The organism is Rothia sp. 27098_8_27 (genome assembly GCF_041432805.1).
GTDB lineage: Bacteria > Actinomycetota > Actinomycetes > Actinomycetales > Micrococcaceae > Rothia > Rothia mucilaginosa.
Genome location: NZ_JAPWAJ010000003.1, coordinates 29,317 through 50,951, shown reverse-complemented (window position 1 = coordinate 50,951; position 21,635 = coordinate 29,317). Strand labels below are relative to the sequence as shown.

Genomic DNA, 21,635 nt, shown 5'->3' with positions numbered 1-21,635 from the left:
CGCGCGAGCTCAAAAACATCGCCCGGTCGGGAGTTAAGAACTGAGACCTACCACTAGGGTACTCGTAGCTTGGCAACTAGCGCTCCCGCGCGCCTCAGATGCTAATAACTCATGCTAATAACTCGACCAGAGCGAAGTCGTATAGCCAAGAGCCTGCGCCTGCTCCCACGTATCAACATCGGCGGTATCAGCGGCAGACATCTCCACCGCCGCGGGGTTCAAACGGCGCAAAAAAGAACGAACAGAAGCGTCAGTCGTGCCGGTCGAAAAGACCGAACGGATCGCCTCAAAACGGTAAATACCCACCAGCGGCTGATAGATGCCCTCAGAAACACCCCAGAAACCTGCAGATGCTTCAGAATCGTTGGGCGCTTCAGAATCGGTGGGGGAGGGGGTAGCGGTCGCGGCCTGCTCGGCACCCCGCGCGGCGGTAAGTAACTGCTGAACCGCCGGAGCAATACGCGGAGTATCTACGCCTAAAATCAGGCACCAGCTCGGCAGCGGCGCCTGCGAGCGCTCGCAATCGGCTGCAATACACTCCAAGCCGGCATGAATCGCCGCAGCAGGACCCGAAAACGGCGGATCCTCACGAGTACGCAACACCCCCGACGGCAACGGCAAGCTCTCAGGACCCACCACCACGCGCGGGGACGCGCTCGCCACCGCCTCCAGGGCGCAATCCAGCAGGGTGCTCGTGCCGTCAGACAGGGACGCCTTCGGAACGTGGTTCAGGCGGCGAGAAGCACCTCCGGCAACAACGACCGCGGCGCACGAAAAATCACCCTCGGCGGGAAGCTCCGAACCGGGCATCTGATCCGCCCGCATTATCCACCCGCAAAGGGAGGCAGAACGTCCACACGATCGGTATCCTGCAGGGGTGCCTGCGCATCAGAACGGGCGCCATTGACCAGGAACGAGCACTGCTCCATGACCTGCGCAAGAGTCAGGCCCGACGGGGTCGTGCCCTCCGAGTTCTGGCCCAGATACTCAATCAGCGCGCCAAGAGTTGCAGACGGCAGCTCAGCCAGGGGCACCGACAGCTGCGCGGTACCCGCCGCGGCACGTGCGGCAGCGAAAAAATGAACCTGCATAATGCTCCTCAATCCTTGATCAAACTCTGAGTAGGGTAGCCGAAAGCCAGGGGGTGCAAGGTGCCAGTAAAAGACCTTGTCCCACGCATATCTGACTGTATATTCGGCTAATAAATAGGGTAGCGTCTTAGCCACCAATAGCGCTCATCGAGCGGCTCGCCTTCGCGAACTCCTCAATATCGAAGTCAGCGTCTTCCTTACCGTGCGCACGCGGCTTAAACCACATGCCCTCACGCCAGCGCAGAGCCAGCTGCTGATCGTCAGCGCCGGAGCGTAGAAGCTGCATTAGATCAGTCTCAGTGTCAGAGAACAAGCACGAGCGAATCTTGCCGTCCGCCGTCAGACGGGTACGAGTGCACGCATTGCAGAACGACTCCGTCACCGAAGCGATAATGCCCACACGGCCCAGCGACTCGGTGTCGTCAGCCGGGAAGCCCGCCTCATCCAGGGCAGTGCCGAGCGGGTACACCTCCCACAGCTGAGCGGGGGAGTCGCCGCGAGCCTCAGCCACCGAACCTAGAACGTACTCAGCCGACAGTTTCTCGCGAATCTCAGCGGCAGTAATCGTGCCCTCACGGGTCCAACGGTTATCGGCATCCAGCGGCATCTGCTCAATAAAACGCAGCTGATAACCGCCCGCCAATGCCCAGCGCAGAAGCTCCGGAGCCTGATCATCATTCAGACCCGGCATCAGCACAGCATTAATCTTGATGGGCCACAGACCAGCCTCGGCAGCACCGTCAATACCCTTGAGCACGGCATCGAGCTTATCGCGGCGGGTCAACTCGGCAAAGGTTTCACGGCAAATCGTATCCAGAGAAACATTGATGCGGGTCAGACCAGCCTCCGCCAGGGCGGCGGCACGCTTCTCCAAACCAATACCGTTCGTCGTAATAGCAAGCGGAACATCCGGATGCGCCTGATGGATACGGGAAATAATGTCCACCAAATCGGCGCGCACCAGCGGCTCGCCACCGGTAAAGCGGATCTCCTCAACGCCCAGCTCAGTAATCGCAATATCGGCAAGGCGCGCGATCTCCTCGGCGGAGAGCAGATTCTCCTTGGGAAGCCACTGCAAACCATCCGCCGGCATGCAATAAATGCAACGAAGATTACATTTATCGGTCAGAGAGATACGCAGATCCGTCGCCACGCGACCCCAACGGTCCAAGAGCGGACCGCTGTTTGTAATATTCGGGAGCTTACGCTCGACCTTTACGCCACTCTCAGATTTTTCGGGCGTAATAAAAGCAGCCCCGTTACCCTCCGCAGAAGATAAGGTGCTTAACGTTGGGCCCGCAATGAGCTCAGAAGAGGCCGAATTTGCCGTGTACGCCATGTAAAACCTATGTGGAAAATTTGCATATTTCAGGTGACAATATGATTATTCCATGTTCCGGCGCCCCGTACATAGTGTGTGCAGGGTAAGTTACAACTGCGCCACGGCAGACAACCACGACGAAGTAACGCCGCGTGTACAAGCTAGGGACGTACACGGAACGTCATACAGAGCCCGCACATGGACGCACCTCACCTTCAATAGCAGTACGAACTAACCAAGGAAACAAATTTCATGAAGAGCCCCCTCGCAGCCCTCAGCGCGCTCGCCGCCGCAACCCTCGCCCTCACCGGATGCGGCGCCACCCAGAGCTCCTCTTCGTCCACTGCCTCCGCATCGAGCAACCAGGCTGCCTCCGGCAAGGTCGAAGTCTTCGCTGCAGCCTCCCTGAACAACGCCGGCGCAGACCTCGAAAAGGCATACGAAGCCGCCAACCCCGGCGTGGACGTCACCTTCGTCTATGAAGGCTCCGCAAAGCTCGTCAACCAGATTGAGCAGGGCGCAACCCCCGACCTGCTCATCACCGCAGACACCAAGAACATGGATAAAGCAAAGAAGTTCGACCAGTTCTCCGACTCCAAAACCAACGTTCTGGTCACCAACAAGCTCGTGCTTGTCACCGCCGAAGGCAACCCCGGCAAGATCAACAGCCTCGACGACCTCAAGACCACCGACGGCGTCGTCGCAGTCTGTAAAGAAGACGTCCCCTGCGGCACCATCGCCCACCAGGAACTGAAGAAGCACGACATCACCCTCAAGAACGCAACCACCGAAAGCAAGGTCACCGACGTAGCCACCAAGGTCACCACCGGTAACGCCGATGCGGGCTTCATCTACACCACCGACCTCGCCGCCGCCAAGAAAAAGGGCGTCAACCTCGGCTCCGTCGAGCTGACCGATGTGGAACGCAACGAATACCCCGCAGCGCTCAGCAAGACCGGCTCTTCCTCCGAAACCGCGAAGAAGTTCAACGAATGGCTGAAGAACTCCGACGAGGCGAAGAAAATCCTCACCGAGTACGGCTTCAACACCGCACAGTAATTCAGCACCGCCACAGTAGGGAACAACCCGCGTCTCATCACCCATGACAGACACTACCGCTACCCGCCGCAACGCCGGAACCTCACGCACACCCGGAAGTAGCCTCTTCGCCTCCGTGCCCGTGCTCTTCCTGGTTCCGGCGTCGCTGGGTGTTTTCCTCATTGCCGGACCGCTCCTCGGGCTCTTCCTCAACATCCCCTGGAGCCAGCTCGGCAGCATCTTCACCCCGCAGGTGCTCGGGGCGGCAAACCTCTCCCTCAGTACTGCCGCCGCCTCCACCCTCATCTGCGGGCTTCTCGGTGCACCCCTGGCGCTCGTGCTCTCCAAAGTGCTCAACCGCTCGCGGCTACACCGATTCGGGTCAGTTCTCTACGCCATCATCTACACCCCGGTGATTCTCTCCCCGGTCGTCTCCGGACTCGGTCTGCTCTTTTTCTGGGGACGCAAAGGCATGATCGGCACCTACCTCTACCAGGCAGGAATCTCTATCCCCTTCACCCCCAACGCGGTGATTATCGCCCAAGTCTTCGTTGCCCTACCCTTCTTCGTTGCCACCGCGGTCACCACCCTGCAGGCTATTCCCCGCGAATACGAAGAAATCGCCCTCGTCGAAGGCGCTAAACCCGCAGAAATCACCTTCAAAGTGCTCCTGCCCCTCGCCGCGCCCGGCCTCGCCACTGCCTTCCTGCTCTCCTTCGCCCGCACCCTCGGCGAATACGGCGCAACCGTCACCTTCGCCGGCAACGTGCAAGGCAAAACCCAAACCATACCCCTCGCCATCGACCTAGCCATCAACAGCAGCGACATCCCCAGCGCCCTCGGAAGCGCCCTGATACTCATCAGCCTCTACCTAGGAATCTTCGGGGTCCTCGGCCTAATCCGCGCCCTCAAAAAACTACGCGAAAGCACCCGATAAGCCGCTTCGTCACTTGCCCCACATACCGGCCGGCACACACCGGTCCTTAGGCAAAACTCCATTTACCAGCCCGCAAACACACACCTACACTAGTCATAACCGCCGCCGCACGATTGGAACCGCCATGATTTCCCCCGAATTCAATGGAACCCCTAGCACCGAAGAATACCGCGCCTACCTGGCGCTCCTGCTACGCGAAGTCTTCATCGGCACAGCAGAAACGGTTCCCCTCTACCATGCGGCAGGACGCATCCTCGCCCAAGACGTCACCGCACGTATGGACGTACCCAGCTTCGACAACTCCCAAATGGACGGCTACGCCCTCACCGCTGAAGCCGCAGGACGCGAAGACCGCATCTTCACCGTCGGACGCGAAATCCCCGCCGGCCGCCCCCTGCAGCGTTCCCGCTCCTCCGACGACCTGACCTACCCCATCATGACCGGCGCGCCCATGCCCAAGGGCTACGACGCCGTTATTCCCGTCGAACAGTCCGAACGCATCGAATACCCCGACCTGCCCGAATCCTTCGGCCGCCCCAGCGAAAAGGTCAAACTTGCCCCCGGCAAGCCCGGGCAGTTCGTGCGCCGCCGCGGTGAAGACGTCGTCACCGGTCAGGTCCTCGCACGCGCCGGTGAACGCGTCACCCCCGCTCTGCTCGGTGCGCTCGCATCCCAGGGCTATGCCCGCTTGACCGTCGCGGCAGGTCCCCGCGTGCTCGTCTGCACCGGCGGCGACGAGATCCTCTCCGGTGTTGAAGAAGACGGCAGCGCCACCACCCAGGAACTCGGCCAGGGCCAGATTTTTGACGCCAACGGCCCCATGCTCACCGCCATGCTCCGCGAAGACGGAGCGGAGGTGCGGCGTATCGCTATTGGTGATGATCCCATCGAGCTGTTGCACCGCCTCACGGCAGAATACGAGAGCTTCAAACCGGACATCATCATTACCTCAGGCGGTATTAGCCACGGTAAATACGAGGTGGTGCGCAACGCCATCGCCAAGGCGCACGAAGCCGATATTCTGGTGCCCGTTTCCTGGTTCGGCCACGTCAGCCAGCAGCCCGGCGGCCCCCAGGGGGTAAACGTTCTCGCTTTCAAAGGTCACCGCGTGCCCATGATTTCCTTCCCCGGCAACCCGGTGAGCACCCTCATCTCGTACGCGCTGATTCTTCGCCCCTACCTGCGTGCCGGTGGCCCCTACGGCGTGCCCCACGCGGTTGCCTCCGAACAGGCAACCTTGAACAACGCACCGCGAGGCGTGCTCGTCACCGACACCCCGCTCACCGCACCCGCAACCAAGCGCCAGTTCCTGCGCGGCACTCTCGCTATGGTTGAGGTGGAGCCCGGAACCTACAGGGTGGAGCTCTACCCTGATGTGCTCTCCGGCTCGCATCTGCTGCACCGCGCCGCCCAGGCGGATGTGCTGATTGAGCTGGCGCCCGGAACCACCTACACCGGGGGAGAGGCGGTACACTACCACCGCATTCGCCTCACCGATAATTAGGGGCAACACCCCCGCATTGTTCCTTGGTCGAACGACAAGGAATAATTGAGACTCACACTAAGTAACGATTCGCGGCAGAAGAATACCGCGCAGAAGCCAGGAGAAACGATGACCTCTACCTCGCAGCCCAACCAGGAACTGACCCACGTGCGTGCCGACGGCTCGGCGCACATGGTGGATGTTACGGAGAAGTCGGTTACCACCCGCACCGCCCTGGCTGAGGCGACCGTGCGCACCCGCGAAGACGTGATCGCCATGATTTTCGACGCCGACCTGCCCAAGGGTGACGCCCTTCCCGTCGCACGCGTTGCGGGCATTATGGGTGCTAAGCGCACCCCGGAAATCATTCCCCTCTGCCACCCGCTGCCCCTGGGCAAGATTACGGTGGACTTTGAGCGCGGCACCGACTTTGTGCGTATTGAGGCCTCCGTGAAGACCCGCGGCGTCACTGGCGTGGAGATGGAAGCGCTCACCGCCGTCTCCTCGGCGGCATTGACCGTTTTCGACATGATCAAGGCAGCCGATAAGCACGCCGTCATTACCGATATCCGTGTTCTGGAGAAGAGCGGCGGCAAGTCCGGCGACTGGTCCGTCCGCGAGGACTCCTAAGCTGCGGCGGCGCACCCCCGTCACCTGATAGATACAGAAAAGGAAAGCCAATGAGTAGCGAAGAGTACACCATGCCCGAGAACCTCACCGGCCTGGTTATTGTCGCCTCCACCCGCGCAGCCCGCGGTGTGTACGAGGATAAGTCCGGCCCCATCGCCGTGGAGTGGCTGCGCTCGCGCGGTTTCGACACCCCGGATGCCGTGGTCATTGAAGACCGCGATATTGTCGAGTACTTCAACACCCTGGTGGCTGAAGGTAAGAAGAACGGTAACCTACCGACCTTCATCCTGACCAGCGGTGGTACCGGTCTGAACTCTGACGACCAGACCGTGGAGGCGGTTCGCCCACACCTGGACAAGGAAGTACCCGGCATCATGCACGCCTTCTGGATGAACGGTCTGAAGAACGTTCCCGCCGCGGTACTTTCACGCGGCGTGGCGGGCGTCATTGACCGAACCTTCGTGATGACCCTGCCCGGTTCGCGCGGTGGTGTGAAGGACGGCGTGGCAACCCTCGACCCGCTTGTTGAGCACATTTGCCGTCAGATGGAGGACTACCATGACCACTAAGCCGCAGAACGAAGGATCCCTGGACCATTCGGGTGCGCACGGTGCTGAGCCGAGCGGCTCGACCGTGGTGTTCACCGATATTACGGAGGCGCCCCTGGAGCCGCTGTACGCTGCGGCTAAGGCTGAGGTCATGACCGACGCCATGGGTGCCCTGGTAATTTTTGACGGCATTGTACGTAACCATGATCACGGTAGTGCGGTTCGCGGGCTGTCCTATAGCGCGCATCCGCAGGCTCGTGAGTATATTGCGGAGGTTGCCGCCGAGGTTGCTGCCGAGCTGGACGGTGTGCGTCTGTGGGCTGTGCATCGTGTGGGGCCGATTGCTATTGGTGAGTCGGCTCTGACCGTGATGGCGGCGGCTGCTCACCGTGGCCGCGCGTTTGATGCCTGTGAGCTGGTGGCTGACCGGGTGAAGGCTCGTGTACCGATTTGGAAGGAACAGGAACTGCTCGATGGAAGCATCGAGTGGGTTGGTGTGGACACTTCTCCCGCTTAGCCTTCTGAATATTCTGATATCTCTATATAAGCCTGTCAGGGGGTTTTCTCTCGGGCAGGCTTATTCTCCTTGAAAGCTCAAGTCACCTCTACTACTAGACGCGAGGAATCCCTATGTCTTCTCAGCCTTCAACCGGCACGGGCGAGCTCTCTGCCGCTGAGCGTGCGTTCTATTCTCGTCAGCTGATTCTGCCCGAAATGGGTTACGAGGCTCAGTTGGCGCTCAAGCGCGCACGCGTGGTGGTGCTGGGTGCTGGCGGTTTGGGTGCTCCCGCGCTGCTGTACCTGGCGGGTGCCGGGGTCGGTCAGATTGTGGTGGTTGATGATGATTTCGTGGATGCCTCGAATCTGCACCGCCAGGTGATTCATACGCACGCCAGAGTGGGTAATTCTAAGGCTGAGTCTGCCGCAGAGTCTTTGCGCTCGCTGAATCCTTTTATTGAGGTTGTGCCGGTGCGTGAGCGTTTGACGGAGGCGAATGTTGATGAGCTTCTGTCTGGTGCTGACCTGGTGCTGGATGGTAGCGATAATTTTGAATCGCGTTATGTGGTGTCGGCGGCGGCTGCGCGTGCTGGGATTGCGCATGTGTGGGCTGCGATTCTTGGTTTTGATGCGCAGCTGAGTGTGTTTTGGGCTGGTCGCGGTCCGGTGTATGAGGATTTGTACCCTCATGCTCCTGCTGCCGGTAGCGTGCCGTCGTGTAGTACTGCTGGCGTGGTGGGTGCTATGGCTGGCGTGGTGGGTGCTGCGATGGCCATGGAGGCGGTGAAGCTGCTGACCGGGGTGGGGGAGCCGCTCATGGGTGAGGTTGGCCTATATTCGGCATTAAGCGGAAGGTGGGAATATATACCTCTTGTAGCTAGCGTGCAAGCTGTACCTAAGAAAAGCGCTGTTTTGCCCCAAGAAACAAGTCATAAGCCCAAAAATTATGTAACAATTCGTAATATTTCTCAGGATTTTACAAGCTCTTCTGCTGACTCGAAGCCCCGCTCGATGAGCGCTCAGGACCTTAAAAAGATGTCATCGGGTGAAAATATTGCCCTTTTGGATGTCCGTGAGCAGGTGGAGTTCAATGCCTTTGCGATTGACGGTGCCATTAATCTACCCCTCACTGAATTGCTTGAAGCGGCTCGAAATGACTCCCTCAAAGCCCTAATTGAGCGTAAAATCCCCGCAAATGCCCATAAAATCGTTATTTACTGCACCGGATACACCCGAACGGTTGAAGCGGCTCGTGAAATAGCGCCTCTGGAGGAGCGTTCTGTGTACATGCTTGAGGGTGGAATTTCCGCCTGGCTTACGGTCTAAAACACCCTTATTTCGCATGAATTAGGCAAGGTTTTTATCTCGTATTTTCTATGCCAAATTTCCGATATATTGGGCAGTATGGAACAAGCATCACAGATTAAGGGCCCGGATGGCCCCCTTACCGATCAGCTGATCAAGTTCGGTAAGTTCTTCTCCCGCTGGGATGAGACTGAAGACGGCCGCGCCGTCTTCCGTGAAGGCGGCCGCGAAGGTGACGCCTTCTACCGCGACCGTTGGAGCCACGATAAGGAAGTTCGCTCTACCCACGGCGTGAACTGCACCGGCTCCTGCTCCTGGAAGGTGTACGTCAAGGACGGCATTATCACCTGGGAAGCACAGGAAACCGATTACCCCTCGGTTGGTCCCGACCGCCCCGAGTACGAACCCCGCGGTTGCCCCCGCGGTGCAGCATTTTCGTGGTACACCTACTCTCCCACTCGCGTTAAGTACCCCTACGTTCGCGGTCTCCTGCTGGAGATGTACCGCGAAGCGAAGGCAATCCACAACGATCCCGTGGACGCCTTCCACTCCATCGTGTCCGACCCCGCCAAGCGTGCACGCTACGTGAACGCACGCGGTAAGGGTGGTCTGGTGCGCTCGACCTGGGCTGAGGCTCTCGAGCTGATGGCTGCTGCTCACGTGCACACCATCAAGTACTACGGCCCCGACCGTAACACCGGCTTCACCCCGATTCCGGCAATGTCCATGGCGTCCTTCAGCGCGGGTGTTCGCTACATCCAGCTGGCCGGTGGCGTCATGACCAGCTTCTACGACTGGTACGCTGACCTTCCCGTGGCTTCCCCGCAGGTCTTCGGCGACCAGACCGACGTTCCCGAGTCTGGCGACTGGTGGGACGCTGCGTACCTCATCATGTGGGGCGCAAACGTTCCGCTGACCCGTACCCCGGACGCTCACTGGGTCTCCGAGGTTCGCTACCGCGGTACCAAGGTTGTCACCGTGAGCCCCGACTACGCCGACAACACCAAGTTCGCTGACGAGTGGCTGCCCGCCCAGGCAGGTACCGACGCGGCGCTGGCAATGGCAATGGGCCACGTCATCCTCAAGGAGAACTACGTCGACCAGCGTGTCGAGTTCTTCGAGGACTTCTCCCTGACCTACACCGACCTTCCCTTCCTGGTCACCCTGGAAACCCGCGAAGACGGCATTAAGGTTCCCTCCAAGTTCCTGACCGCTGCAAAGCTCGCTGGCGAGGCTGAGCAGCCGAATGCTGACTTCAAGCCCGTCCTGATGGACCGCGAGACCGGTGAGGTCTTCGTCCCCAACGGCACCATGGGTCACCGTTACGCTCAGGAAGACCAGGGCAAGTGGAACCTGGATCTGCAGGGTCGTAAGCCGATTCTGTCGATTCGCGACCTGCCCCAGGGCCAGACTGCAGCTGCAGAGATTAAGATGCCGACCTTCGACAACCCGAAGGGCCACGGCGACGTCATTACCCGCGGCGTGCCCGTAGCCTACGTTGAAGGCCACGAAGTCACCACCGTCTTCGATATCATGCTGGCACAGTACGGTGTGGGGCGTGAGGGCCTGCCCGGTACTTGGGCTAAGGACTACGAGGACTGGAACGTTCAGAACACCCCGGCATGGCAGGAGCAGATTACTTCTGTCCCCGCCGAGGCTGTTATCCGCGTTGCCCGCGAGTTTGCTAAGAGTGCCCTGGATTCCGGTGGCCGCTCCATGGTCATCTTCGGTGCAGGTATCTGCCAGTGGTACCACGCTGACACCACCTACCGCGCTATCCTCGCCCTGCTGAACCTGACCGGTTGCCAGGGTCGTAACGGTGGCGGTTGGGCTCACTACGTGGGCCAGGAGAAGGCGCGTCCGCTGACCGGTCTGACCAACATTGCGAACGCTCTGGACTGGAGCCGCCCGCCGCGTCACATGATCGGTACCGGCTTCTGGTACATGCACACTGACCAGTTCCGTCAGGACGCATACTCCACCGATTACCTGCAGTCCCCGCTGGCTAAGGGCGAGCTGCGCGATGTTCACACTGCTGACGTTGTGGCACGTTCTACCCGTATGGGCTGGATGCCGTTCTACCCGCAGTTCCCTGAGAACTCGCTGGACCTGGCAGACAAGGCAGAGCAGGCTGTGGCACGCGGCGAGGCTTCCTCGAACGCGGACTACATTGCACAGCGTCTGAACTCCGGTGACCTGGAGTTCTCCGTTGAGGACGTTGACAACCCCGTCAACTGGCCTCGTACCCTGACCCTGTGGCGTTCGAACCTGTTCGGTTCCTCCGCTAAGGGTGAGAGCTACTTCCTGAAGCACCTGGTCGGTAGCATGGACAACGTCCAGGGCTCCGACTCGGAGAAGCTGCCGAACGAAGTGAAGTGGGTTGACGACGCGCCTCAGGGCAAGCTGGATCTGCTGGTCACCTCGGACTTCCGTATGACCTCCACGACCCTGCTGTCTGACATCGTTCTGCCGACTGCTACCTGGTACGAGAAGCACGATATCTCCTCGACCGATATGCACCCGTTCCTGCACGCGTTCTCCCCGGCAATTGACCCGCCGTGGGAGGCAAAGACCGACCACGAGACCTTCAAGGCACTGGCGTTTGAGTTCAGCCGCCTGGCTAAGAAGCACCTCGGCGTCCGTAAGGACATCGTTTCGGTCCCGCTGTTGCACGACACCCCCGGCCAGATTGCTCAGCCCGGCGGCCACGCACCCGACTGGAAGAACACCCCCGGTATGGTGGGCGTACCCGGCAAGAACATGCCGAACTTCGTCACTGTCGAGCGTGACTACGGCGCACTGTACGACATGTACACCACCGTTGGCCCGCTGTTCGACAAGCTCGGTGCCACCACTAAGTTCATCACTTACGATCTGAAGGACGAAGTCGCGAAGATGGCTAAGGAATTCGGTGTGATGGACTCCGGTAAGGGCGCAGGCCGTCCGGCACTGGATACCGACGTGAAGATTTCTGAAGCAATCCTCATGATTTCCGGTACCTCCAACGGTGAGGTCGCTGTCAAGGGCTTCAAGGAGCTTGAGAAGCAGACCGGTCTGCACCTGATGGACCTGGCAGAAGGTAACGAGGAACGTCGTATCACCTTCCCCATGACCCAGGCCGCACCGCAGCCCGTGATGACCTCCCCCGAGTGGTCCGGTTCGGAGACCGGTGGTCGCCGTTACGCTCCGTTCACCGTCAACATCGAGAAGAAGAAGCCGTTCCACACCCTGACCGGCCGTATGCACTTCTTCCTCGACCACGACTGGATGCACGAAATGGGCGAGGCTCTGCCGATTTACCGTCCGCCGCTGGATATGACCGGCCTGTACAACGAGCCTGAGCTCGGTACTACCGATGGTGTTTCGGTTGCTGTTCGCTACCTGACCCCGCACAACAAGTGGGCAATTCACTCGCAGTACTTCGATAACCACTACATGCTGAGCATGTTCCGTGGCGGTCCGACTGCATGGATGAGCCCGCAGGACGCTGAGAAGATTGGCGTCAAGGATGGCGAGTGGATTGAGTGTGTGAACACCAATGGTGTCTTCGTCGGCCGTGCGGTTGTTTCGCACCGTATGCCCGAGGGCGTTTGCTACGTCTACCACGCTCAGGAGCGTATGGTTAGCCCGAAGTCTGAAGTCACCGGTAAGCGCGGTGGTATTCACAACTCGGTGACCCGTATTCTTCTGAAGCCCACCCACATGATTGGTGGCTACGCTCACCAGGCGTTCGCCTTCAACTATCTTGGACCGACCGGTAACCAGCGAGACATCGTCTCGTACATCCGTCGCCGTAAGTCCCAGGAGGTAACTTTCTAATGCGCGTTATGGCACAAGTTGCTATGGTGATGGCGCTCGATAAGTGCATCGGCTGCCACACCTGCTCCGTGACCTGTAAGCAGGCATGGACGAACCGAGCCGGTACCGAGTACGTCTGGTTCAACAACGTTGAGACTCGTCCCGGCCAGGGTTACCCCCGCCGTTACGAGGATCAGGAGAAGTGGAAGGGCGGCTGGGTGCTGAACAAGCGCGGTCGTCTGGAGCTCAAGAGCGGTAACCGCTTCCAGAAGCTCTTCACGATCTTCGCTTCCCCGATTCAGCCCGAGCTGAACGACTACTACGAGCCCTGGACCTACGATTACCAGAACCTGACCAGCGCTCCTCTGGGTGATGACTTCCCGGCTGCTAAGCCGGTCTCCCTCATCACCGGTGAGGACACCAAGGTCGAGTGGGGTATGAACTGGGACGACAACCTGGCTGGTGCGACCGAGTACGGTCACCTGGACCCGCTGGTTGAGAAGGTTCGCAAGAAGGCAGAGGACAAGATTAAGTTCGAGTTCGAGCAGACCTTCATGTTCTACCTGCCTCGTATTTGTGAGCACTGCTTGAACCCCTCCTGCATGGCTTCTTGCCCCTCCGGCGCTATCTACAAGCGCGCTGAGGACGGTATCGTTCTGGTTGACCAGGACCGTTGCCGCGGTTGGCGTCAGTGCATCACCGGCTGCCCCTACAAGAAGGTGTACTTCAACCACAAGACGGGTAAGGCTGAGAAGTGTACCTTCTGCTACCCCCGTATTGAGGCTGGTATTCCGACCGTGTGTGCTGAGACCTGTGTTGGTCGTATGCGCTACATCGGTATCTTCCTCTACGATGCAGACCGCGTGACTGAGGCTGCTTCGGTTGAGGATGAGAAGGACCTCTACGAGGCTCAGCTGTCGCTGATGCTTGATCCTTCGGATCCGGCTGTGATTGAGCAGGCTCGTAAGAACGACATCCCCGATGCGTGGATTACTGCAGCTCAGAAGTCGCCCGTGTACAAGCTGGCGAAGGAGTGGAAGGTGGCTCTGCCCCTGCACCCCGAGTACCGCACCATGCCGATGGTTTGGTACGTGCCGCCGCTGTCTCCGATTGTTGACCTGCTCAAGGAGCAGGGCCACGATGCAGAGAACAGCAACAACCTGTTCGGCGCTATTGAGTCTCTCCGTATTCCGGTTGAGTACCTGGCTGAGCTGTTCACCGCTGGTGACACTGAGGTTGTTACTAACGTTCTGCGCCGCCTGGCTGCGATGCGTTCGTACATGCGTGACATCAACCTCGGTGGCGAAGGCAACGAGGAGATTGCTCAGGCAGTTGGCATGACTGGTCAGCAGGTGTACGAGATGTACCGCCTGATGGCTATCGCTAAGTACAACGAGCGTTACGTCATTCCGAAGGCTCACATGGAAGACGCCCACAACCTTGAGGAAATGGGCTGCTCCCTGAGCGTGGATGGCGGACCCGGCATGTACGGCGATGCGTTCAACGACATGGAGGGTCGCCCGACCCCCGTGTCCACCGGTGTCTACGAGGCTAACAACAAGGTCAGCTTGTTCAGCTGGGACGGTTCTTCCCGTCCTGACGGCCTCTTCCCGAATACCACCGGAAAGAAGTAATAAGTGGCTGGATTCTTTTCCAAGCTCATGGGCAAGGCCGGTTCCGAGGCTACTGTCTCGGAGCCGGCTCAGCCGGAGAACCCGTTTGATATCGATTACGGTCCCGGCGAGGATAAGGACTCGGTGATTTACCAGGTGAGCGGTATGCTCCTGGGCTACCCCGATGAGGAGACTCTGAAGGTTCTGCCTGAACTGGTGGAGATTACCGCTTCCACCCAGGATGAGGCTTTCATTGCTGCCGTTGATGCGGTTCAGCAGTGGCTGACTTCTAAGGACCTGGAGGATGTGCAGTCCGAGTACGTGCAGGAATACGACCTTTCGCGTCGTCATTCTCTGCATCTGTCCTACTGGACCGATGGCGATACCCGCCGCCGTGGTGAGACTCTTCTGCGTTTCAAGCAGATGTACCGCGACTCCGGTATGTTGACCGTTTTGAATGGTGAGCTTCCGGACTACCTGCCGCTGGTGCTGGAGTTCTGTGCGTTGGTGGATCGCCGTAAGGGCCGTTCCGCTTTGCAGGCGTACCGTCCGTCCCTTGAGCTTCTTCGTCTGTCCATGAAGGACGGAAATCTGCCCCACTACGGGTTGTTGCAGAGCATCTGCGATACCCTTCCTGGCGTCTCTCCGCAGACTCAGGAAGAGGTCCAGAAGATGGCTGGCTACGGCCCTCCCGTCGAGACTGTTGGCCTGAATGGCTACGCTGATCACCAGCTGCTCCAGCAGGCTTCGGCTCGTTCTAACTAGTTTTATCCCTTGTGAGGAGACAACACGTGTACGTACTTGCTTCTGAGAACGCAGGACATGCTGCACAGGCTGTAGTCGATCCGGGTATTGTTGACATCCTGCTGTGGGGCGTTCTGCCCTATGTTGCACTGGTCGTTCTGATTGGTGGCACCATTTGGCGTTACCGTACTGACCAGTTCGGATGGACTACCCGCTCGTCCCAGGTCTATGAATCGAAGCTGTTGCGCATCGCTTCGCCCCTGTTCCATTACGGTCTTGCGGCCGTTTTCCTTGGCCACGTTGGTGGTCTGGTGGTGCCTAAGGCATTCACCGACCTGGTCGTTTCGGAAGACACTTACCACATTGTGGCGCTGGTTGGCGGTTCTGTTGCTGCGGTCGCAACCATTGTTGGTATGTTCGTTCTGATTGGTCGCCGCGCTTCGAACTCTCGTGTGCGTTCGGCTACCACTCGTAATGACGTTTTCATGTATATCGTTTTGGTTCTGGTGATTCTCGCCGGTACTGCGGCTACTCTAATTTCGGCAGTGAACCCCTCGGGTGGTTTGCCTCCGGTGAATGGTCACGAGGTTCACTTCAACTACCGTGAGACCATTTCTGTGTGGTTCCGTTCGCTGTTCTACTTCCACCCTGAGGTGGCTCTGATGGTGAATATTCCTGTGGCTTTCAAGATTCACATCGTGGTGGCTATGGTTCTGTTCATCATTTGGCCGTTTACCCGCCTGGTGCATGCACTGACTGTGCCCCTGCACTACCTCTTCCGCCCCTACACCGTGTACCGCTCTCGTGGCGGCCAGCGTGTTGGTGCACGTCGAGGTTGGGATCCGGTTGGTACTCTCCCGCGTGAGCGCGCCGACCGCTAATACACATATCCATATTGCAAAAGAGGAAATATGAGCACCCCTGCTGCACCGAGCTACGACCTGAAGAATGGTCAGCTCCGTAACGTTCTGCTGGCAACGTTCATCTCGACCATCGGCTTCTGGGCCTGGACTATTGTTGGTCCGCTGGCCAAGCTGTACGCCAAGCAGATGCACCTGGACGCTGGTATGACCAGTGTTCTGGTGGCTATGCCGATTTTCATCGGCGCTATCGGCCGTATTCCCGCTGGTGGTCTGACTGACCGCTACGGTGGTCGTATTATGTTCACCGCGGTTCTGGCGATTAGCGCGCCCCTGGTCCTCCTGGTTGGTGTTGCTGGTCAGATGAACTCGCTGCCCATGCTGCTGATTGTCTCCTTCTTCCTGGGTATTGCGGGTACCGTGTTCGCTATAGGTATTCCCTTCAGCTCGGCATGGTATGACGTATCGAAGAAGGGCTTCGCAACCGGCGTGTTCGGTGCAGGCATGGTGGGTACCGCGGTTTCCGCATTCGCTACCCCCCGCCTGGTGCAGGGTATCGGTTACTTCCCGACTCACATCCTGATTGCTGTGATTTGTGCAGTAACCGCCGTGATTTCTTTCGTGTTCCTGAAGGATTCCCCGGCAACCATCGGTCGTGAGGTTACTCCGCTGATGCCGAAGATTGTTCAGGCATTCAAGGTGAAGACCACTTGGCAGCTGTGCTTCCTCTACGCTGTTGTGTTCGGTGCGTTCGTGGCATTCTCGAACTACCTGCCCACTTACCTGAGCAACATCTACCACTTCGACGCTAATGACGCTGGTCTGCGTGCGGCTGGCTTTGCCGCTGCCGCTGTGGTGGCTCGTCCCTTCGGTGGTGTCCTGGCAGATAAGTTCGGTCCGAAGATTATCTCCCTCATCTCCCTGGGTGGTGTGGTGATTCTGGCAGTTATTACCGCGTTCCAGCCTGATGCTGAGCACGTGTATGGTGCTGTTTTCATCCTGATGGCTGCTCTTCTGGGTCTGGGCCACGGCTCGGTCTTCGGCTGGGTGGCTCGTGCGGCTGATCCGAAGAACGTTGGTGCGGTGTCCGGTGTGGTTGCTGCTGCTGGCGCTCTGGGTGGTTTCTTCCCGCCGCTGGTGATGGGTGCAACCTACAACCAGGCTGAGAACAACTACTTCATCGGTCTGATGCTGCTGGCCGTGACCGCGTTCCTCGCCTTTCTGTCGGCATTCCTCGTGCCGCACGGTGGCAAGCCGGATCACGCTAAGAAGTAATCCATTGAAGATATTTAGATATTCCTCGTAAGAGGTATATCTGAGCTTGTTTTCATAGGGGCCCCGGTTCGTTCTTCCGGTAACGGAGAACGAACCGGGGCCTTGCTCTGTTCGGTATCAGGGGCGAGAGAATCCTTCGAGTCGTCAATATGAGGGTTAGGAGAAGAGTTATCGTCTCCGAGCATGTCGAATCGTGATAATGGTGAGAAAAATGTGCGGAGATGTGGGACACTTAAAGCGTTCGACTCGTCGCAATAGCGCGACGTGACCCCTCTACGGTTTGCGCCGACCAATAGGAGAATCCCTATGTCCTTTATTGATCGTCATCTCGGCCCCCGTTCCGCAGACGCAGAGCAGATGCTCGAAACCCTGGGATATTCTTCCCTGGATGCGCTGATGGACGCTGTCGTCCCCTCGCAGATTCGCCTCGACGGCGAGCTGCAGCTTCCCGCCCCGCTGTCGGAGCATGAAGCTCTTTCGAAGATTGCCGGCTATGCTGCGAAGAATAAGGTTCTCGCCCAGATGATTGGTGCCGGATACTACGATGCAGTAACTCCCGCGGTTCTGCGCCGTAACATTCTGGAAAACCCCGGTTTCTACACTTCTTACACCCCGTACCAGGCTGAGATTTCTCAGGGCCGTCTGGAGGCTCTGCTGAACTTCCAGAACACCGTGATGGAGCTGACCGGCCTGGAGATTGCAAACTCCTCCCTGCTGGATGAGGCATCCGCAGTAGCTGAGGCAGCTGTCATGATGCACCGTGCGAACCGCAAGGTGAAGAATGGCTTCTTCGCGATTGACTCCCGTTGCCTGCCTCAGGTTATTTCGGTGACTCGCGGCCGTGCAGAGATGCTCGGCATTCCCTTCGTCATTACTGATTTCTCTGAGGGTCTGCCTGAGGGCGACCTGTACGGTATCGTCCTGGCGTACCCCGGCAATGAAGGCGATATTCGCGATATTGAGCCGCTGATTAAGGCCGCTAAGGAGCGTAACGCCCTGGTCACTGTGGTCGCTGACCTGCTGGCTCTGACCCTGCTGAAGTCTCCAGGTGAGCTGGGCGCTGATATCGCTGTGGGTAACACTCAGCGTTTCGGTCTGCCCTTCTTCTTCGGTGGCCCCCACGCTGCGTACATGGCTGTTCACAAGGGCATGGAGCGTACCATGCCTGGCCGTCTGGTGGGTGTTTCTAAGGATTCGGCTGGTAAGCCTGCGTACCGTCTGGCTCTGCAGACTCGTGAGCAGCACATTCGCCGTGAGAAGGCTACTTCCAATATTTGTACTGCTCAGGCTCTGCTGGCGATTGTTGCTGGTGCTTACGCGATGTACCACGGTCCTGAGGGTCTGCGCGCTATCGCGAACCGCCTGCACACTAATGCCGCTCGTGTTGCTACCGCGCTGAAGTCTGCGGGCTACGGTATCGCTCACGATACTTTCTTCGACACCGTCGTGGTGGAGGCTGCTGGCCGTGCCGACGAGCTGGTTGCGAAGGCTCTGGAAGCTGGCGTGAACATCCGCCGCTTCGACGAGAACCGCGTCGGTATTTCCGTGGGTGAGTCTCACGGTGAGGAGCTGCTCAAGGGCCTGGTTGAGGCTCTGAGCGGCACCCTGGGTGAGGCAGATGCACAGTACGATCTGCCCGCTGAGCTGCTGCGTACCGATGACTACATGCAGCACCCGATTTTCCACAAGTACCGTTCCGAGACCGAGATGATGCGCTACCTGCGTCACCTCGCTGACAAGGATCTGGCACTTGACCGCACCATGATTCCGCTGGGTTCGTGCACCATGAAGCTGAACGCGGCCGCTGAGATGGAGCCCATCTCCTGGCCTGAGTTCGCGAACATCCACCCGCTGGTCCCGGAGGATCAGGCTGAGGGCTGGCACGAGCTGATTAAGGATTTGAGCGAGTGGCTGGTTGCTATTACCGGTTACGATGCTATCTCGCTGCAGCCGAACTCGGGTGCGACCGGTGAGTACGCTGGTCTGCGCGCTATCCGTTCCTTCCACGAGGCTAACGGTGACCACGAGCGCGATACCGTCCTGATTCCGCTGTCTGCTCACGGCACCAACGCGGCATCTGCTGCTCTGGCTGGTCTGAAGGTTGCCGGTGTGGCAACTGCGGCTGACGGTTCGATTGACGTTGACGACCTGAAGGTAAAGATCGAGAAGTACGGTCCCAAGGTTGCCGGCATCATGATTACCTACCCCTCCACTCACGGTGTGTTTGAGGAGCAGGTTGCTGAGGTGTGCCAGCTGGTTCACGAGGCTGGCGGCCAGGTGTACCTGGATGGCGCGAACCTGAACGCTCAGATGGGCTTCGCTCAGCCCGGTAAGTTCGGCGGCGACGTTTCGCACCTGAACCTGCACAAGACCTTCTCCATTCCTCACGGTGGTGGCGGCCCCGGTGTTGGCCCGCTGGCTGTTCGTGAGCACCTGGCGAAGTTCCTGCCCGGTGACGCATACCGCGCTGATGCTGAAGGTAAGCTCCCCAACGATGCCGCACTGCCGATTTCGCAGGCGTTCTTCGGTTCTGCCGGTGTTCTGCCGATTAGCTGGATGTACATTGCGATGACTGGTGCTCAGGGTCTGAAGGACTCTTCGCAGTACGCGGTTCTGAACGCTAACTACATTGCGAAGAAGCTTAACGACAAGTACCCGGTGCTGTACACCGGCCCCGGCGGTCTGGTCGCTCACGAGTGCATCCTGGACCTGCGTCAGCTGACCGATCAGTCTCACGTGACTGCTGAGGACGTCTGCAAGCGTCTGATGGACTTCGGCTTCCACGCTCCGACTCTGGCGTTCCCGGTTCCGGGCACCCTGATGGTTGAGCCGACTGAGTCTGAGTCGAAGGAAGAGCTGGACCGCTTCATTGAAGCAATGGAGACCATCTACGACGAGATTATCGAGGTGGCTGAGGGCAAGGTCGCTGTGGAGGATTCGGTTCTGCGCAACGCACCGCACACCGTTGATGTGGTGAGCGCTGATGAATGGGATCGCCCCTACAGCCGTACCCAGGCAGCTTTCCCTGTACCGAGCCTGCGCGCTAACAAGTACTTCACTTCGGTGGGTCGCATTGATGGCGCTGGCGGTGACCGTAACTTCGTGTGCGAATGCCCCCCGATGGAGGCTTTCGACCTGGAAGCATAAGGAGCCTATAACGCTCCTGGGTAGGCTGTAGCGGTCTACCTGCCTCACCCGTCCTCAGGTTCCTGGGGACGGGTGGGGACCGCCTCCGCAGCGTATCTCGTGTCTGTGGAGGTGAACTAAATCTACGACGATTGAACGATAACAGCACAAGGCTGTGCGTGAGGAGAATCTAATGTCCCCCAAGAAGACCTCTCTGTACTCTGTCCACGAGAAGCTTGGCGCTTCTTTCACCGACTTCGGCGGCTGGGATATGCCCCTGAAGTACGCTAATGATGTTGCTGAGCATGAGGCGGTCCGTACTCGTGCCGGTATTTTCGACCTGTCCCACATGGGTGAGTTCCGTGTGACCGGTCCGGATGCGGGCGCGTTCCTGGATTACGCTCTGGTGTCGAACATGTCCATCCTGAAGGTCGGTAAGGCAAAGTACTCGATCCTGGTCAACGACAAGGGCGGCGTGATTGACGACCTGATTACTTACCGTCTGGGCGATGAGGAGTTCATGGTCGTTCCGAACGCTTCGAACATTGACACTGACTTCGCTGCGATGAGCGAGCGCCTGGGCGATTTCAACGTTGAGTTCGTGAACGAGTCGGATCAGACTTCTCTGGTGGCTGTTCAGGGTCCTCGTGCTGAGGAGATTCTGCTGGCTGCTGGTGTTTCTGATGAGGAGGCTGTCCGCGAGCTGAAGTACTACGCTTCGGTGCCGCTGACTGTTGCCGGTGTTGATGTTCTGCTGGCTCGTACCGGTTACACCGGTGAGGACGGCTTCGAGCTGTTCGTTCCGAATGAGAACGCTGTTGAGCTGTGGGATAAGCTGGCTGCTGCTGGTGAGCCTTTCGGTATGATTCCTGCCGGTCTGGCTTCTCGTGACTCCCTGCGTCTTGAGGCTGGTATGCCGCTGTACGGTCATGAGCTGGGTCTTGAGATTACTCCGTTTGAGTCCGGTCTGGGCCGTCTGGTTGAGATTGCTCTGGAGAAGAAGGCAGCTGACTTCGTTGGTCGTGAGGCTCTGACTGAGCTGGCTAAGAGCGAGTCGAAGCGCATCCTGGTTGGTTTGAAGGCTCAGGCGAAGCGTCCTGCTCGTGCCGGTTCTAAGCTGGTGGATGCTGAGGGCAATGAGATTGGTGAGGTTACCTCCGGTATTCCTTCCCCGACTCTGGGCTTCCCGATTGCTATGGCGCTGGTGAACCGTGAATTCTCTGAGGTTGGTTCTACTGTGGATGTTGATATCCGCGGTAAGCGTGCTCCGTTTGATGTTGTGGCTCTGCCGTTCTACAAGCGTGAGAAGTAAGAGTTTTTCTGCAGGTAATCTGTAGGGTAGAGGCGTCGTGTCCTGTGTGGGCACGG

17 protein-coding genes are annotated in these 21,635 nt (G+C 58.7%); 14 read left to right on the top strand and 3 right to left on the bottom strand.

From position 1 onward, the window contains the following. Positions 1-114: 114 nt before the first annotated feature. From O3675_RS04945 to moaA, 3 genes are all read right to left on the bottom strand, one after another. On the bottom strand, positions 115-825 hold the full coding sequence (locus O3675_RS04945; protein ID WP_294602129.1) for a molybdenum cofactor guanylyltransferase: 711 nt from the start codon (positions 823-825) through the stop codon (positions 115-117). Continuing rightward, entirely contained in the window at positions 825-1,091 is a 267-nt protein-coding gene (locus O3675_RS04940) for a MoaD/ThiS family protein (protein WP_294643186.1), read from the bottom strand. The genes O3675_RS04945 and O3675_RS04940 overlap by 1 nt, the downstream gene beginning before the upstream one ends. 127 nt (positions 1,092-1,218) lie before the next feature. Further along, positions 1,219-2,430: a GTP 3',8-cyclase MoaA gene (gene moaA, locus O3675_RS04935; RefSeq protein WP_070643107.1), complete on the bottom strand. Its 1,212-nt coding sequence runs from the start codon at positions 2,428-2,430 to the stop codon at positions 1,219-1,221. A gap of 234 nt (positions 2,431-2,664) precedes the next feature. Here moaA and modA point away from each other — a divergent pair, with 234 nt between their 5' ends. The 14 genes from modA to gcvT all read left to right on the top strand — a co-directional run bounded on the left by modA (position 2,665) and on the right by gcvT (position 21,579). Then, positions 2,665-3,471, top strand: a complete 807-nt coding sequence (modA, locus tag O3675_RS04930) for a molybdate ABC transporter substrate-binding protein (protein ID WP_313987081.1) — start codon at positions 2,665-2,667, stop codon at positions 3,469-3,471. 43 nt (positions 3,472-3,514) lie between these two features. Beyond that, a complete protein-coding gene (locus tag O3675_RS04925; RefSeq protein ID WP_371571313.1) occupies positions 3,515-4,387 on the top strand; it encodes an ABC transporter permease in 873 nt (290 codons plus the stop codon). Positions 4,388-4,511: 124 nt separating this feature from the next. Further along, positions 4,512-5,891 carry a molybdopterin molybdotransferase MoeA gene (locus O3675_RS04920; RefSeq protein ID WP_303936026.1) on the top strand — a complete coding sequence of 460 codons (1,380 nt, stop codon included), beginning with the start codon at positions 4,512-4,514 and terminating at the stop codon, positions 5,889-5,891. Positions 5,892-5,999: 108 nt separating this feature from the next. Further along, on the top strand, positions 6,000-6,500 hold the full coding sequence (moaC, locus tag O3675_RS04915; protein ID WP_371571309.1) for a cyclic pyranopterin monophosphate synthase MoaC: 501 nt from the start codon (positions 6,000-6,002) through the stop codon (positions 6,498-6,500). A 50-nt stretch (positions 6,501-6,550) separates the two neighbouring features. After that, positions 6,551-7,069: a molybdenum cofactor biosynthesis protein B gene (locus O3675_RS04910; protein WP_371571306.1), complete on the top strand. Its 519-nt coding sequence runs from the start codon at positions 6,551-6,553 to the stop codon at positions 7,067-7,069. After that, entirely contained in the window at positions 7,059-7,565 is a 507-nt protein-coding gene (locus O3675_RS04905) for a molybdenum cofactor biosynthesis protein MoaE (protein WP_303936021.1), read from the top strand. The genes O3675_RS04910 and O3675_RS04905 overlap by 11 nt, the downstream gene beginning before the upstream one ends. Before the next feature lie 113 nt (positions 7,566-7,678). Beyond that, on the top strand, positions 7,679-8,872 hold the full coding sequence (locus O3675_RS04900) for a ThiF family adenylyltransferase (RefSeq protein WP_371571304.1): 1,194 nt from the start codon (positions 7,679-7,681) through the stop codon (positions 8,870-8,872). Positions 8,873-8,950: 78 nt separating this feature from the next. Next, a complete protein-coding gene (locus O3675_RS04895) occupies positions 8,951-12,670 on the top strand; it encodes a nitrate reductase subunit alpha (protein WP_371571302.1) in 3,720 nt (1,239 codons plus the stop codon). Further along, positions 12,670-14,283 (top strand): nitrate reductase subunit beta, encoded by a 1,614-nt coding sequence (narH, locus tag O3675_RS04890; RefSeq protein WP_005504921.1) that lies wholly within the window; start codon positions 12,670-12,672, stop codon positions 14,281-14,283. Before O3675_RS04895 ends, narH begins: the two co-directional genes overlap by 1 nt. Before the next feature lie 3 nt (positions 14,284-14,286). Further along, on the top strand, positions 14,287-15,027 hold the full coding sequence (gene narJ / locus O3675_RS04885) for a nitrate reductase molybdenum cofactor assembly chaperone (RefSeq protein WP_005504922.1): 741 nt from the start codon (positions 14,287-14,289) through the stop codon (positions 15,025-15,027). A gap of 26 nt (positions 15,028-15,053) precedes the next feature. After that, positions 15,054-15,887 (top strand): respiratory nitrate reductase subunit gamma, encoded by an 834-nt coding sequence (gene narI, locus O3675_RS04880; RefSeq protein WP_303981332.1) that lies wholly within the window; start codon positions 15,054-15,056, stop codon positions 15,885-15,887. Between the two features lie 30 nt (positions 15,888-15,917). Then, complete coding sequence (locus tag O3675_RS04875; protein WP_371571299.1) at positions 15,918-17,141, top strand: nitrate/nitrite transporter; 1,224 nt, start codon at positions 15,918-15,920, stop codon at positions 17,139-17,141. Positions 17,142-17,447: 306 nt separating this feature from the next. Further along, the gene (gene gcvP, locus O3675_RS04870) at positions 17,448-20,288 is read left to right on the top strand and encodes an aminomethyl-transferring glycine dehydrogenase (RefSeq protein ID WP_371571298.1); all 2,841 of its coding nucleotides are present in this window, start codon (positions 17,448-17,450) and stop codon (positions 20,286-20,288) included. Positions 20,289-20,460: 172 nt separating this feature from the next. After that, complete coding sequence (gcvT, locus tag O3675_RS04865) at positions 20,461-21,579, top strand: glycine cleavage system aminomethyltransferase GcvT (protein ID WP_049353778.1); 1,119 nt, start codon at positions 20,461-20,463, stop codon at positions 21,577-21,579. Positions 21,580-21,635: the final 56 nt, after the last annotated feature.